Source organism: Rathayibacter sp. AY1H2, assembly GCF_002931985.1.
GTDB lineage: Bacteria > Actinomycetota > Actinomycetes > Actinomycetales > Microbacteriaceae > Rathayibacter.
Genome location: NZ_PSUV01000012.1, coordinates 76,706 through 90,816 on the forward strand (window position 1 = coordinate 76,706; position 14,111 = coordinate 90,816).

The following is a 14,111-nucleotide window of genomic DNA, read 5'->3' on the forward strand; positions in this document are numbered from 1 at the left end:
CAGACGGGACGCGTCGACCGGCCCGTGATCGGGGGAGACGGGCCGTTCCTTGGAGTCTGCGCGGAGCGGGTCTAGCATTGCCCCTCGTGCTCGCGCGACTCTCGTGCGCACGGAAGGACATCGGACCGATGGCTCTCGAGAAGCTGACCCTGGCTCCCGACTTCGAACTCGCGAACCAGTACGGCGAGCGCATCCAGCTGGGCGACTTCCACGGGCGGCGCAACGTCGCCCTGGTGTTCTTCCCCCTCGCCTTCTCCGGCACCTGCACGGGCGAGTTCTGCGCGCTGCGCGAGAACCTCTCCCTCTTCGAGCACGCCGACGTGGAGCTGATCGGCATCTCGGTCGACTCCAAGCACACGCTGCGCGCCTGGGGCGAGAAGCAGGGCTACGACTTCACGCTCCTCTCCGACTTCTGGCCGCACGGCGACGTCGCCAAGCAGTACGGCGTGTTCACCGAGGCGAAGGGCTACGCGACCCGCGCGACCTTCCTCATCGACAAGGCCGGCGTCATCCGGGACACGTTCATGACCGCCCCGGGCGAGCCGCGCTCGATCGACGCCTACCGCGCCGCGATCGACGCGCTCGCCCCCGCGCACGTCTGACCCTCCGGAGGCGGACCGCCCCGGTCGTCAGCTGAGGATGTTGACGGCCCGCGAGATCACGAGGGCCAGCAGGACGAATCCGGTGAACGCCTCGGCGATCATCAGGAGCTTCATCCGGCTCGACAGCGGCATCGTGTCGGTCGGGCTGAACGCCATGGTGTTCGTCGTCGACACCGAGAGGTAGTCGACGAAGCCGGGCCGCCAGTCGGCGCGCTCGGAGGAGGTCGCGGCGACCTCGGGCGCGGTGTCGCGGTAGGTGTCCTGCGGGAAGGCGAAGTCGGCCGCCGGCAGCTCCGTGCGGGGGAGTGTTCCGCGGGCGACCGGACCGCCGCGGTCGAGCTCCCAGAACAGCAGCGCGTACGCGACGACGTTGGTGACCCAGACCTGGAGTGCGGTGAGCAGCAGCGGCGGGCCGTCGGCCGTCCCGTCGACGAGGTCGATCACCACGGCGACTACGTTCACCTGGTTCGCCACGGCGAGCACGACCGCCAGGGCGATGGAGACCCCGCGCGACCAGCGCGTCTCGCTGTCGAGCCGGTGCGGGTTGACGACGAACAGCGGCACGAGCAGCGCGAGCGTGATGCCGGCGGCGACGAGGCGGACCACCGAGGTGTCGGCGCTGTGGCCGGCCACGTTCAGGGCGACGGCCACGAGGATCGCGGCGGAGGCGGGCCAGCGGCTCTCGGCGCGCCGCCTCGCCCGGGAGTCGCTGTCGGCGGTCATGTGCCGAGGCTAGTGCCCGCAGGGGGCCGCTCCGCCTGCCGTAGGATCGAGTCGATCGTCCGCGGGTGCTCCCGCGACGGGGGCCTTTAGCTCAGTTGGTAGAGCGCCACGTTTACACCGTGGATGTCATCGGTTCGAGCCCGGTAGGGCCCACCACATCCGACGACCGGACACTGCGCGTCAGCGGGACTGGCGGCGCTTGTAGGGCTTCGGCTGGCCCTTGACGATCGGGGCGCGCCCGGTCCCCTTGGAGGCCTTGGCCTTGCCTCCCGACTTCGGGGCCGCCTCCGGCTCGTCGCCGAGCGCGGCGAGCTCCTCGCGGGCCGAGGCGAGGCGCTGCCGCCCGGCCGCGGTGAGGGTCGTGGCGGCGGCACCGGGCTCGAAGAGCGGCTTGCCGAGGTCGAGCTCGACGGCGGCGACGGAGGAGTCGAGCTTCTGCCGCGAGATGCCGAGGCGCTCGGCGGCGCGCACGAAGTGCAGCTCCTCGGCGACCGCCACGAAGTGGCGCAGCTGGCTGATCTTCATCCCGAACCCTTCACGGCCGCTCCCTGCGGCACGACCACGGTACGCGGTCCGGGAGGGGGCGCCGACCGCCGGGAGCGCCACCAGGAGCAGCGGCGACCCGTCGATCCGCGCCAGAGGCCCCGGCGGACATTGCCGGACGGAGGCGGGAGGCCTACGGTCGCGCCCGTGGGCGGTCCCGAAGCCGGCCACGGAGAGAGGCCGACGTGGGCGCGCTCATCTACAGCTCGATCGCGTCGCTCGACGGCTACGTGAACGACGCGGACGGCGGATTCGCCTGGGCGGAGCCGCGACCCGCCGTGCACCGCTTCATCACGGAGCGCGAGGGGCGGGTGCGCACGTACCTGTACGGGCGGCGCATGTACGAGGTCATGCGCGCGTGGGAGCAGACCTGGGCCCTCGCGGAGGAGTTCGCGTTCATCCGGGACTTCCAGGAGATGTGGCGGGCGGCCGACAAGGTCGTGTACTCGACGACACTGGAGTCGGCCGAGACCCGCCGTACCCGCGTCGAGGGCGGGTTCGACCCGGTCGTCGTCGCCGCGCAGGTCAGCGCCGCCGACCACGACGTCTCGATCGGCGGGCCGACCCTCGCCCGGCACGCGCTGCTCGCCGGGATCGTCGACGAGGTGCAGGTCTACACGGTGCCGGTGGCGGTGGGCGGCGGGACCCACTTCCTCCCGTGCGGGTTCCACGCGCGCCTCGACCTGCGCGAGGAGCACCGCTTCGCCGACGGCACGGTCTTCACGCGCTACAGCGTGCGGCGCTGAGACCGGCTACTCGGCGCCGACCAGCGCGGCGATCCGCGAGGCGAGCCGGGCGCCCTGAGCACGTCCGGCGCGGGCGGAGGCGGCGCGGACGGCCGGGTCGAGCGAGTTCGGGCCGAAGGCGCGCACCGACTCCTCGTCGGCGTAGAGCACCTCGACCCGCGAGTCCGCGAGGGCGTCGAGCTCGCCGGTCGGGATCAGGCCCGCGCCGGGCGTGCCGACTCCCGGCAGCGGAGTGACGATCAGTACCCAGTCGGCTCCCGCGGCGAGGTCGGCGTTGCTGCCGGAGCGCACGCCGCCGTCCATGTAGCGGACGCCGTCGATGCTGACGGGAGGCCAGACCCCGGGGACGGCGCAGCTGGCGGAGATCGCGTCGACGAGGCCGACACCGCTCTCGCGGTCGAACACGCGCAGCTCACCGGTGGCCGTGTCGACCGCGGTGATGAGCAGACGCTGCTCGGGCCAGTCGGCGTCGCCCACGCGGGCCGAGATGACGGCCCGGCGCGTGTCCTCGGGGAGCGTCTCGGCCTCGAGCGCGAGGGTGCCGATGCGGCGCCGCGCGTCCTGGGGCGAGGTCGCGCCCTCGACGGCCGTGGCGAAGAGGGCCTGGAGGCGCTCACCGTCGACGTCCGCTCCTATCTCGGCGGACTCCTCCTGGAGCTGGGCCTCGTACGACTCGTCGAGGCCGGTGCCGGTGCTCAGCTGCGCGGCGACCGCGGAGCCCGCGGAGGTGCCGATGAAGGTCGTCGACGGATCGAGCAGGAGGCGGGCCGCCTCGGGGGAGGCGTCTGCGAGGCCGCGGAGGACGCCGAGCTCCCAGGCGATTCCGGCGAGGCCGCCGCCGGCGAGGACGAGTGCACCAGGCATGGGGGAGGTCCTTTCGATCAGGATCAGGAGGGGGCGGGCGCTGCGGAGCGCCGCAGCACCAACGCTGTCACATCGTCGTGCGCGTCGTCTGCGAGAGCATGCAGACGCTCGAAGAGAGCGGGGTCGTCGTTGCTCCGCACCAGCTCGGCGAGACGGTCGAGCGCGTCGAGGCGCCCGCCGAAGACGTCGAGCAGGCCGTCGCTGCAGGAGAAGAGCGCGTCGCCGGGGGCGAGCACGCGCTGCTCCTCCTCCCAGGAGACGTCGGCGGCGATGCCGAGCGGGACGCCGGTGGAGGCGAGCCGCTCCGTGGTGCCGTCGGCGCGCAGCAGGAGGGTGAGGCCGTGGCCGCTGTCCACGAACGCGACGGCGCCGCTCGCGAGGTCGGCCCGGGCGATCAGTGCGGTCGCGAACATCCCGGTCGCGGTCAGGTCGGGCAGGAGCTGGCGGTTGACGGCCTCGACGGCTGCCGCGGGAGGGAGCTCCGGCCGCGCCTGGAACGCGGAGCGGATCGCGGAGGCGACGATCGCCGCCGACACCCCCTTGCCCATCACGTCGACCAGCTCGAGGGAGAGGTCGTCCCCGCTGCGACGCCACGCCGTGTAGTCGCCGGCGACGTCGTGCAGCGGCGTGGTCAGCGAGTCGAGGCTCCACTCGCCGAGGTCGAGGCGCTGGGGCCGGAGCCGCTCCTGCGTCTCGCTCGCGCGTCCGGAGAAGGCGATCTCGCGCAGCTCCCGCTCGGCCCACCGGCCGAGGTCCTCGAGGATCTCGCGCTCCTCCTCCGAGAAGCCGCGCACCTCGCTGTCGATGATGCAGATCGTGCCGACGCGGAGGCCGTCCCCCACGACGAGCGGGCGGCCCGCGTAGAAGCGCACGTGAGGGGATCCGGTGACGACTCCGCGGTCGGCGAACCGCGGATCGGCGGTGGCGTCCTCGACGACGAGGATGTCGCCCTGCTGGACCGTGACGTCGCACATCGAGTCGGCGCGCAGCATCCTGCTCGCCCGCGCCGAGCGCTGGGGCGACTTCGTGAACTGCGTCGACTCCTCGAGGATGTTGATCTCGGCGAGGGGGACGCGCAGGAGCCGGCGGGCGATGCGGGTGATCCTGTCGAAGCGCTCCTGGGGGGTGCTCAGGCCGATCCCGAGCTCGGCGATCGCGGCGAGGCGGGCGCGCTCGGTCGGCTCGCTCACGTGCGGGTCCGGGCGAGTGCCCAGAGGTTCTGCCCGTCGACACGGCGGTAGGAGAACTCGGTGACGAGGGCGTGGATGAACGGGATCCCGCGGCCTGCCTCGTCCCACTCGTCCGGCATGTCGCGGGGATCGGCGACCTCGGCGGGCGCCTCCTCGGCGGAGTCGTTGAGCGAGGCGCGCAGCTCGGTCGCGTCGACGCGGATCTCGACCAGGCAGATGATGTGCCGGTACGACCGGGCGTGCTGGACGATGTTCGAGGTCAGCTCGACCAGCGCGGTCTCGAACGACATCCGGTCGACCGGCGCGACGCCCGGCTCCTCGAGCCACAGCTCCTCGAGCGCCTCGTGGACGGCGGTGACGCCGTCCTCGGGCGGCGTGCGCACGACGAAGGAGCGCTCAGGCACGGTAGGCCTCCTCGACGGTCTCGGCGCTCCCGAGCAGGCGGTCGAGGTTGGACAGGCCGAGCACCATGGCGGGCTGCTCGCCGGCGGCGGCCACGCGCAGCTCGCCGCCCGCCTTCCGCGCCTCCTTGAGTCCGGCGACGAGGACGCCGAGCCCGGACGAGTCGAGGAACTCGACGGCCGCCAGGTCGACGACCACGCGGACCTCTCCCGCCTCGAGCGCGCGCTGGAGGACCGCTTCGAGCTCCCACGCCGTGGACAGGTCGAGCCGGCCGACGGGGCGGATCACCACGATGTCGGGCTCGATCCGCTCGGTGCTGATCCTCGAGCTGGGCTCCATGGTGTCCTCCTGACGGGACGGCACGCGGTTCCGCAGGGCTCGGAGACGTGGTGAGGACGCGGTCGGGCGCGCGACCGAGGGGCTCCGGATCCGATGCGGGGGTGAATCGGGGAGTTCGTCCGCCTCCGACCGTACAAGGGAACGGGGCGCCCCGTGGGAGGCGTGACCGCATCCGCGCTGCGACACGCGGTGCGCGACCCGGGGGAGGAGGCTCCGCTCAGCCCCTCGCGGCTGCGAGAGCGTCGGCGGCGAGCCGCACGGAGGCGTCCCGGCCGGTCAGCCAGAGCGGCACGGAGCGGGCGCGGAGCCCCGCCGACTCGAGCGCCGGGACCGCGTCCGCGTCCTCCTCGCCGACGAGCCAGGCGTCGAGGAGGCCGCCCCCGCTCCGGGCTCCGTAGTGCCGGCCGACGGCCTCGGCGGAGGTCTCGACGCCGATCGCGGCGAGGCAGGCGTCGGCCATGCCGCGCACCACCGCGCCTCCGATGACGGGGGAGACGCCCACGACGGGTGCGGAGGTCCGGCGGAGGGCGTCCGCGATCCCGGGCACTCCGAGGATCGTGCCGATCGAGACGACGGGATTGGAGGGGGCGACGAGCACCGCGTCGGTGTCGGCGATCGCCTCCAGCACGCCCGGGGCGGGGCGGGCGCTCTCCACCCCCTGCTGGACGAACCGGCGCGCGGGCGTTGACGCCCGAAGCCGCACCCACCACTCCTCGAAGTGGAGGAGCCGCACGCCCTCGCCGGGAAGGTCGACCTCGACGTGGGTCTCGACGTCCTGGTCCGACATCGGCAGCAGGCGGACCCCCAGTGGCCAGCGGGCGGTGATCCGGGCGGTCGCCTCCGAGAGGGTGAGGCCGTCGCGCAGCATCGAGCTGCGGGCGATGTGGGTGCCGAGGTCGAGGTCGCCCAGGGTGAACCACGGCCAGCCGACGCCGAAGGCGGTGAGCTCGGCCGAGACCCTCTCGCTCTCGCCGGCCCGCCCCCAGCCGCGCTCCGTGTCGTTCACTCCGCCGAGCGCGTAGGTGATCGAGTCGAGGTCGGGGCAGACCTTGAGGCCGGTGAGCCACATGTCGTCGCCGGTGTTGACGACGACGGTGATCTCGCTCACCTCGCCGCCGGCGGCCTCGAGATCGCTGAGGTGCTCGCGGACCGCCGAGGTGAAGCGGGCGCCGCCGACGCCTCCGGCCAGGATCGTGATGCGCATCCGACCACGCTAGCGGCACCGACGGATTCCTCCCCCGGCGAGCCTTAATGCTGCGGATCCGCGCCGGAAACACCGGGGAAACGTCGAACCCCGACGATGAAGCCCTGTCCCCGGAGCCGGACGGTCCGTCATTGCCTTCGGGCCCGGCGGGGACCACAGTGGGTCCACGTCCCCGGCTCCGCACCGCCCGGCGGAGCACACCGGAGCCGGACAGGGACGCCCGAGCATGGAGGTACCGATGACCATCGTCCGCGCAGCGATCACCCAGACGACCTGGACCGGCGACAAGGAGTCGATGCTCGACAAGCACGAGCGGATGGCCCGGGACGCCGCAGCCGACGGCGCGCAGATCGTCTGCTTCCAGGAGCTGTTCTACGGCCCGTACTTCGGCATCACCCAGGACAAGAAGTACTACCGCTACGCCGAGCCCGCCGACGGGCCGATCGTGCAGCGCTTCGCGGCCCTCGCGAAGGAGCTGGGCGTGGTGATGATCCTCCCGATCTACGAGGAGGAGCAGACCGGCGTCTACTACAACACCGCGGTCGTGGTCGACGCCGACGGGACGATCCTCGGCAAGTACCGCAAGCACCACATCCCGCACCTGGACCGCTTCTGGGAGAAGTTCTACTTCCGGCCCGGGAACCTCGGCTTCCCGGTCTTCGACACCGCGGTCGGCAAGGTCGGCGTCCACATCTGCTACGACCGCCACTTCCCGGAGGGCTGGCGGGAGCTGGGCCTGAACGGCGCCCACCTCGTCTTCAACCCCAACGCCACCAAGCCCGGCCTGTCGAACCGCCTCTGGGAGGTCGAGGGCCCGGCGGCCGCGGTGGCGAACGGCTACTTCGTGCTGCAGCCCAACCGCGTCGGCCGGGAGGACAACGAGTACGGCGACCTCGCGGTCGACTTCTACGGCACCAGCCAGATCATCGATCCGCGCGGGGAGTTCGTCGGCGAGCGGGGCTCGGGCGAGGCCGAGGAGATCCTGATCCGCGACCTCGAGATGGACATGGTGCAGGAGATGCGCGACGACTGGCAGTTCTACCGGGACCGCCGGCCGGAGTCGTACACCAGCATCCCGAAGCCGTGACCGCAGACCGAGACGGGGAAGACCGATGAAGACCCTCATCACCGGCGGGACGGTCGTCAACGCGACCGGCACCGGAGCCGCAGACGTCCTGATCGACGGCGAGACCATCGCCGCCGTCCTCGCCCCCGGCTCCACGCTGCTGGGCTTCGACCTGGCGGCCCACGTCGACCGGGTGATCGACGCGCGCGGCAAGTACGTCATCCCGGGCGGGATCGACGCGCACACGCACATGGAGATGCCGTTCGGCGGCACCTCCGCCTCGGACACCTTCGCGACCGGCACGCGCGCCGCGGCCTGGGGCGGCACGACGTCGATCGTCGACTTCGTGGTGCAGTACCCGGGCGAGAGCGTCGTCGACCGGTTCCAGGCGTGGCAGGAGAAGGCGGCCGGCAACTGCGCGATCGACTACGGCTTCCACCAGATCCTCTCGGACGTGCAGGACTCCTCGCTCGTCGCGATGGACGAGCTGATGCGCGAGGGGGTGACCAGCTTCAAGCTGTTCATGGCCTACAAGGGCGTGTTCCTCTCGGACGACGGGCAGATCCTCCGGGCTTTCCAGAAGGGCGCGGAGAACGGCGCGATGATGATGATGCACGCCGAGAACGGCGCCCTCATCGACGAACTGGTGAAGCAGACCCTCGCCGCCGGGAACACCGCGCCGTACTTCCACGGCACCTCTCGCCCCTGGCAGGCGGAGGAGGAGGCGACGCACCGGGCGATCATGATCGCCGACCTCACCGGCGCGCCGCTGTACGTGGTGCACGTCTCCGCGAAGCAGGCGGTGGAGCAGATCGCCCAGGCCCGCGACCGCGGCATGAACGTCTTCGGGGAGACCTGCCCGCAGTACCTCTACCTCTCGCTCGAGGAGCAGCTCGGCGCTCCGGGCTTCGAGGGTGCGAAGTGGGTGTGCTCCACGCCGCTGCGCTCGAAGGCGGAGGGGCATCAGCACCACATGTGGCAGTCGCTGCGCACCAACGACATCCAGATGGTCTCGACCGACCACTGCCCCTTCTGCATGAAGGGCCAGAAGGACATGGGGATCGGCGACTTCTCGAAGATCCCCAACGGCATCGGCTCGGTGGAGCACCGGATCGACCTGATGTACCAGGGCGTGGTGTCGGGGCAGATCTCCCTGCCGCGCTGGGTCGAGCTCACCTCGACCACCCCGGCGCGGATGTTCGGGATGTACGGGAGGAAGGGCGTCATCCAGCCCGGGGCCGACGGCGACGTCGTCGTCTACGACCCGAGCGGGCACACCTCGATCGGGATCGGCGAGGGCCGCAGCCACCACATGAACATGGACTACTCCGCCTGGGAGGGCTTCGAGATCGACGGCCACGTCGACACCGTGATCTCCCGCGGCAGGTTGGTCGTCGACGACGGCTCCTACGTCGGCACGAAGGGCGACGGGGCGTACATCCCGCGCGGTCTGAGCCAGTACCTGATCTGAGCCGGCACCCGATCCGAGCCAGCACCTGATCGAGCAGAAGGAACCCCATGGACTTCGGAGTCGTCCTCCAGACCAACCCGCCCGCCTCGCGCACCGTCGCGCTCGCCGTCCTCGCGGAGACGCACGGCTTCGACTACGCGTGGACCTTCGACTCGCACCTGCTCTGGCAGGAGCCCTACGTGATCTACTCGCAGATCCTCGAGAGGACGCACCGGATCACGGTCGGCCCGATGGTCACCAACCCCGCCACGCGCGACTGGACGGTCATCGCCTCGCTGCACGCGACGCTCAACGAGATGTACGGGAACCGCACGGTGTGCGGGATCGGCCGCGGCGACTCCGCGGTGAGGGTGACCGGAGGAGCTCCGACGACGCTCAAGACGCTGCGGGAGTCGATCCACGTCATCCGCGAGCTCGCCAACAGCCGTCCGGTCGAGTACCACGGCCAGACGCTGCAGTTCCCGTGGAGCCGGGGCTCGTCCCTGGAGATGTGGGTGGCCGCCTACGGCCCGCTCGCCCTGAAGCTCGCGGGCGAGGTCGGCGACGGCTTCATCCTGCAGCTGGCCGACGTGGACATCGCGCGCTGGATGATCGGCGCCGTCAAGGAGGCGGCGGCGAACGCCGGCCGGGATCCCGAGTCGCTGCAGTTCTGCGTCGCGGCGCCGATGTACATCGGCACCGACCGGGAGCACATGCGCGATCAGTGCCGCTGGTTCGGCGGGATGGTCGGCAACCACGTGGCCGACATCGTGGGCCGCTACGGCGCCTCCGGAGCGGTGCCGCAGGCGCTGACGGACTACATCGCCGGGCGCGAGGGCTACGACTACAACGAGCACGGCCGCGCGGGCAACAGCCACGCCGCCTTCGTGCCGGACGAGATCGTGGAGCGCTTCTGCGTGCTGGGCACGGCGGACGAGCACATCGAGAAGCTCCGGGCGCTCGCCGACATCGGCGTGACGCAGTTCGCGGGCTACCTCCAGCACGACAACAAGGAGGAGACGCTGCGCGTGTACGGCGAGCGGGTCATCCCGGAGCTGCGCGAGCACATCGTGGCCCGCGCATGAGACCGGCCCTCGCGCGCGGGCTCGTGCTCGGCGCCGGCGGGCTCCTCCTGCTCGCGCTGGTGTGGGAGGGCTGGAAGGCGCTCGGGCCCGAGGCCGGGGTGGTCGTCGGAGGAGTCGCGGTGCTCCCGCGCACGAGCGCCATCGCGATGCCCCACCTCTGGGAGATCGCGGCCCGGCTCGGCGAGCCGGTCACCGGAGCGCGGAACGCCCCGGCGCTCTGGTCGGCCGTCCTGGGGGCGAGCGCCTTCTCGCTCGGGATCGCCGCGGTCGGCTGGGTCGTCGGCACGGTCGTGGGGCTGCTCCTGGCTCTCCTGATGCAGCGGTTCCGCACGGCGGAGTCGGCGGTGCTGCCCTGGATCGTGCTGAGCCAGACGGTGCCCCTGATCGCGATCGCGCCACTGGTGCGGCGCTGGGGGTCGCAGCTCGAGCTCGGACCGGTGACCTGGGAGAACTGGATGTCGGTGGCCCTGATCGCCTCCTACCTCGCGTTCTTCCCCGTGTCGATCGGGGCGCTCCGCGGGCTCGGCTCGCCGACGGCGCACCAGGTCGAGCTGATGCACGTGTACGGCGTCGGCTGGTGGAAGACGCTGGTGCGCCTGAGGCTCCCGGCGAGCGTGCCCTACCTGCTGCCGGCCCTCCGGCTCGGAGCGGTCAGCGCCGTCGTCGGCACGATCGTCGCCGAGGTCTCGATCGGCCTGCGCGGCGGGATCGGCCGCATGATCATCGAGTTCGCCTCCGCTGCCGGAGGCGACCCCGCCAAGCCCTGGGCGCCGATCCTCGGGGCGGTGCTGGTGGGCCTCGCGGCCGCCGGCGCCGTCGCTCTGCTCGGCACCCTCCTCCGTCCGTACCGCCGAGGGGAGCAGCCCGCATGAGCACTGCAGGATCCGCGGTCGTCGTCGACTCCGTCACGAGGACCTTCACCACCGCCCGCGCCGCGAGCGTCACGGCGCTCCAGGACGTCTCGCTCGAGGTGGCCGCGGGGGAGTTCGTCTCGCTGATCGGCCCGTCCGGCTGCGGCAAGTCGACGCTGCTGCGGCTGATCGCCGACCTCGACGAGCCGGACTCCGGCTCGATCGCCGTGTTCGGCAAGACGGCCCGGCAGGCGAGGCTCGACCAGGACTACGGGATCGCGTTCCAGCAGGCGGGCCTCCTGCCGTGGCGCACGATCCGGGCGAACATCGCCCTGCCGCTGGAGCTGCACGGCGTCGCCGCGACCGCCCGGCGCTCGCGCGTCGACGAGCTGCTGGCGCTGGTCGGGCTCGGCGACTTCGCCGACTCCTACCCGGACCAGCTCTCCGGCGGAATGCAGCAGCGCGTCGCCATCGCGCGGGCGCTCGCCGAGAGCCCGCGTCTGCTCCTCATGGACGAGCCGTTCGGGGCGCTCGACGAGATGACCCGCGAGCGGATGCAGACGGAGCTGCTGCGGATCCGGCGCGAGACCGGCGCCGCCGTCGTCTTCGTCACCCATTCGATCCCGGAGGCGGTGTTCCTCTCGGACCGCGTCGTGGTGATGTCGCCGCGGCCGGGCAGGATCCGCGACGTCCTCCCGGTCGGACTCGCCGGAGCATCCGAGCGCGACGCGGCGGTCAGGGAGGACACGGCGTTCTTCCGCGACGTGAGCGCCGTGCGCGAGCTGCTGCACGGCGATCCCGCCGCCGTGCCGCGCGGAGTGGAGAGCCGGTGAGCACGACGGCGCTGGCGCGCAGCGTGCTCGCGCCGGTCGTGCTCGGGATCGCCGCGGTCCTGCTCTGGCAGGCCGGGGTCACCGCTCTGGCGATCCAGCCGTTCGTGCTCCCGTCGCCGCTGGCGATCGGACGGGAGTTCGCCGCGAACCTCGGCTCCGTCGCCGAGGGCAGCGCGGTGACCGGCCGCAACGCGCTGGTCGGCCTGCTGGTCGGCGCAGTGCTGGCGGTCGTGGTCGCCGGACTCTCGGCGCTCGCGCGGGTGTTCGACGGACTGGTCGCGCCGATCGTGGCCGCGGCCGCTGTCGTGCCGATCGTCGCCCTCGCTCCGGTGCTCTACACGATGTTCGGAGCGAACGCCGAGACCGCGAGGCAGCTCGTCGCGGCGCTCGCCGTGTTCGTGCCGGTGTACGTGACGACGCTGCGCGGGCTGCGGCAGGCCGCTCCGGTGCACCGCGACCTGCTGAAGGCCTACGCGGCGACCCCCTGGCAGACCGCCCGCACGATCACGCTGCCGGGAGCGGTGCCCTACGTCTTCACGGGGCTCCGCATCGCCTCCTCGCTCGCGGTGATCTCGGCGCTGGTCGCCGAGTACTTCGGCGGACCCGTGGGCGGGCTCGGCAAGTCGATCACCACGGCGGCCTCGGGCAGCGACTACGCGCTCGCCTACGCATACGTCCTGGGCGCCGTGCTCGTCGGCCTCGCGTTCTACTGCGTGACGGCCGCGCTCGAGGCGTTCGCGCTGCGGCGCAGCCGGCTGCGCTGAGCGCGGCGCCGCGCGTCCCCGCACCCTCCTCGATCCTCCCGATTCCCGATTCCCGATTCCCGACTCCACCCGACGCACCATCCGCACCGCCCGCATCATCAGCGCCACCTGCACCACAGCACCACCTGCACCGCCGCACCACGGGGCGCGCCGCACCGGCGACCCCGCAGACCGCACCAGGAGGACCCGTGACCAGACGCACCCGCATCACCCTGACGACGACCGCCGCCTTCGCGGCCGTGGGCCTCGCGCTCACCGGCTGCAGCGCCTCCGGCGGCTCCGACCCGGGGTCGGCTTCCAGCTCCGGCGGCCTCGCGCCGGTCACCCTGCAGCTGCAGTGGGTGGCCCAGGCGCAGTTCGCCGGGTACTACGCCGCGCTCGACCAGGGCTACTACGAGGACGAGGGCCTCGACGTGACGATCGCCGAGGGAGGCGGCGACATCGTCCCCCAGGACGTGCTCGCCTCGGGCGACGCGGACTACGCGATCTCCTGGGTGCCCAAGGTCCTCGGCTCGATCGAGCAGGGGGCCGGGATCACCGACGTCGCGCAGATCTTCGAGCGCAGCGCCACCACGCAGATCTCCTTCAAGGACAAGGGGATCACCTCGCCCGCCGACCTCGCCGGGAAGAGCGTGGGCAGCTGGGGCTACGGCAACGAGTGGGAGCTGTTCGCCGGCATGCAGAAGGACGGCGTCTCCCTCGACGACATCTCGCTGGTGCAGCAGCAGTTCGACATGAACGGCTTCCTCGCGGGCGACATCGACGCGGCCCAGGCGATGACCTACAACGAGTACGCCCAGGTCCTCGAGACCGTGAACCCCGCCACAGGCGAGCTGTACCAGCCGGACGACCTGAACGTCATCAGCTGGAACGACATCGGGACCGCGATGCTCCAGGACGCGATCTGGGCGGACGCGGGCAGGCTCGCCGACGACGACGCGTACGCCGAGCAGACGGTCGCCTTCATCAAGGCCTCGATCAAGGGCTGGATCTTCGCGAAGGACGACCCGCAGGCGGCGGCCGACATCGTCACCGCGGCCGGATCCACGCTCGGCACCAGCCACCAGCTCTGGATGACCAACGAGGTCAACAAGCTGATCTGGCCCTCGACGAGCGGCGTCGGGATGATCGACGAGGCCGCGTGGCAGCAGACGGTCGACATCGCGAAGGAGACGGAGAACGAGACGGGGGCGACGATCATCAGCGCGGACCCGCCCGCCACCGCCTATTCGAACGAGTACGTCGAGGAGGCGCTCGCGGAGCTCGCCGACGAGGGAGTGGACACGAGCGGTGCCGACTACGCGCCGATCGACGTGACGCTGGAGGCCGGCGGCGCCTGAGCCCGGACTCCGCCCCTCCCGGCTTCTCCCGGCCCCTCCGGCCCCGGAGGGGGCCGGGAGGGGTAGGCTGGACCCTCGTGACTACTTTCAAGAAGACGCCGTTCACCGT

At 72.0% G+C, this 14,111-nt stretch carries 16 protein-coding genes and 1 tRNA gene; 10 read left to right on the forward strand and 7 right to left on the reverse strand.

What is annotated here, in order from left to right; genetic code table 11:
• Positions 1-128 precede the first annotated feature (128 nt).
• A complete protein-coding gene (locus tag C5C29_RS10335; protein WP_104238203.1) occupies positions 129-602 on the forward strand; it encodes a peroxiredoxin in 474 nt (157 codons plus the stop codon).
• A gap of 27 nt (positions 603-629) precedes the next feature.
• Here C5C29_RS10335 and C5C29_RS10340 read toward each other — a convergent pair whose 3' ends face one another.
• Entirely contained in the window at positions 630-1,325 is a 696-nt protein-coding gene (locus C5C29_RS10340) for a hypothetical protein (protein WP_104226669.1), read from the reverse strand.
• A gap of 80 nt (positions 1,326-1,405) precedes the next feature.
• Between C5C29_RS10340 and C5C29_RS10345 the strand changes: the two genes are divergently transcribed.
• Positions 1,406-1,481 (forward strand) — tRNA-Val (locus C5C29_RS10345).
• 24 nt (positions 1,482-1,505) lie between these two features.
• Here the strand turns inward: C5C29_RS10345 and C5C29_RS10350 are convergent.
• Positions 1,506-1,850: a LysR family transcriptional regulator gene (locus tag C5C29_RS10350; protein WP_104223469.1), complete on the reverse strand. Its 345-nt coding sequence runs from the start codon at positions 1,848-1,850 to the stop codon at positions 1,506-1,508.
• 203 nt (positions 1,851-2,053) lie between these two features.
• Here C5C29_RS10350 and C5C29_RS10355 point away from each other — a divergent pair, with 203 nt between their 5' ends.
• On the forward strand, positions 2,054-2,614 hold the full coding sequence (locus C5C29_RS10355) for a dihydrofolate reductase family protein (RefSeq protein WP_104226668.1): 561 nt from the start codon (positions 2,054-2,056) through the stop codon (positions 2,612-2,614).
• A gap of 6 nt (positions 2,615-2,620) precedes the next feature.
• Here C5C29_RS10355 and C5C29_RS10360 read toward each other — a convergent pair whose 3' ends face one another.
• The 5 genes from C5C29_RS10360 to cofD all read right to left on the reverse strand — a co-directional run bounded on the left by C5C29_RS10360 (position 2,621) and on the right by cofD (position 6,613).
• Positions 2,621-3,478 carry a patatin-like phospholipase family protein gene (locus C5C29_RS10360; protein WP_104308356.1) on the reverse strand — a complete coding sequence of 286 codons (858 nt, stop codon included), beginning with the start codon at positions 3,476-3,478 and terminating at the stop codon, positions 2,621-2,623.
• Between the two features lie 23 nt (positions 3,479-3,501).
• Complete coding sequence (locus C5C29_RS10365) at positions 3,502-4,668, reverse strand: PP2C family protein-serine/threonine phosphatase (RefSeq protein ID WP_181128816.1); 1,167 nt, start codon at positions 4,666-4,668, stop codon at positions 3,502-3,504.
• Entirely contained in the window at positions 4,665-5,072 is a 408-nt protein-coding gene (locus C5C29_RS10370) for an ATP-binding protein (RefSeq protein WP_104223473.1), read from the reverse strand. The genes C5C29_RS10365 and C5C29_RS10370 overlap by 4 nt, the downstream gene beginning before the upstream one ends.
• On the reverse strand, positions 5,065-5,409 hold the full coding sequence (locus tag C5C29_RS10375; RefSeq protein WP_104223474.1) for an STAS domain-containing protein: 345 nt from the start codon (positions 5,407-5,409) through the stop codon (positions 5,065-5,067). The genes C5C29_RS10370 and C5C29_RS10375 overlap by 8 nt, the downstream gene beginning before the upstream one ends.
• Positions 5,410-5,626: 217 nt before the next feature.
• Entirely contained in the window at positions 5,627-6,613 is a 987-nt protein-coding gene (gene cofD, locus C5C29_RS10380) for a 2-phospho-L-lactate transferase (RefSeq protein ID WP_104308358.1), read from the reverse strand.
• 238 nt (positions 6,614-6,851) lie between these two features.
• Here cofD and C5C29_RS10385 point away from each other — a divergent pair, with 238 nt between their 5' ends.
• From C5C29_RS10385 to C5C29_RS10415, 7 genes are all read left to right on the forward strand, one after another.
• Complete coding sequence (locus C5C29_RS10385; protein WP_104223476.1) at positions 6,852-7,700, forward strand: nitrilase-related carbon-nitrogen hydrolase; 849 nt, start codon at positions 6,852-6,854, stop codon at positions 7,698-7,700.
• Positions 7,701-7,725: 25 nt separating this feature from the next.
• On the forward strand, positions 7,726-9,150 hold the full coding sequence (gene hydA / locus C5C29_RS10390) for a dihydropyrimidinase (protein ID WP_104308359.1): 1,425 nt from the start codon (positions 7,726-7,728) through the stop codon (positions 9,148-9,150).
• A gap of 47 nt (positions 9,151-9,197) precedes the next feature.
• Positions 9,198-10,214 (forward strand): TIGR03842 family LLM class F420-dependent oxidoreductase, encoded by a 1,017-nt coding sequence (locus tag C5C29_RS10395; RefSeq protein WP_104308360.1) that lies wholly within the window; start codon positions 9,198-9,200, stop codon positions 10,212-10,214.
• Entirely contained in the window at positions 10,211-11,086 is an 876-nt protein-coding gene (locus C5C29_RS10400) for an ABC transporter permease (RefSeq protein WP_104308361.1), read from the forward strand. The genes C5C29_RS10395 and C5C29_RS10400 overlap by 4 nt, the downstream gene beginning before the upstream one ends.
• Positions 11,083-11,898 (forward strand): ABC transporter ATP-binding protein, encoded by an 816-nt coding sequence (locus C5C29_RS10405; protein WP_104308362.1) that lies wholly within the window; start codon positions 11,083-11,085, stop codon positions 11,896-11,898. Before C5C29_RS10400 ends, C5C29_RS10405 begins: the two co-directional genes overlap by 4 nt.
• A complete protein-coding gene (locus C5C29_RS10410) occupies positions 11,895-12,662 on the forward strand; it encodes an ABC transporter permease (protein WP_104308363.1) in 768 nt (255 codons plus the stop codon). Before C5C29_RS10405 ends, C5C29_RS10410 begins: the two co-directional genes overlap by 4 nt.
• 188 nt (positions 12,663-12,850) lie before the next feature.
• Positions 12,851-14,002 carry an ABC transporter substrate-binding protein gene (locus C5C29_RS10415; protein ID WP_258069489.1) on the forward strand — a complete coding sequence of 384 codons (1,152 nt, stop codon included), beginning with the start codon at positions 12,851-12,853 and terminating at the stop codon, positions 14,000-14,002.
• The last annotated feature ends 109 nt before the right edge of the window (positions 14,003-14,111 follow it).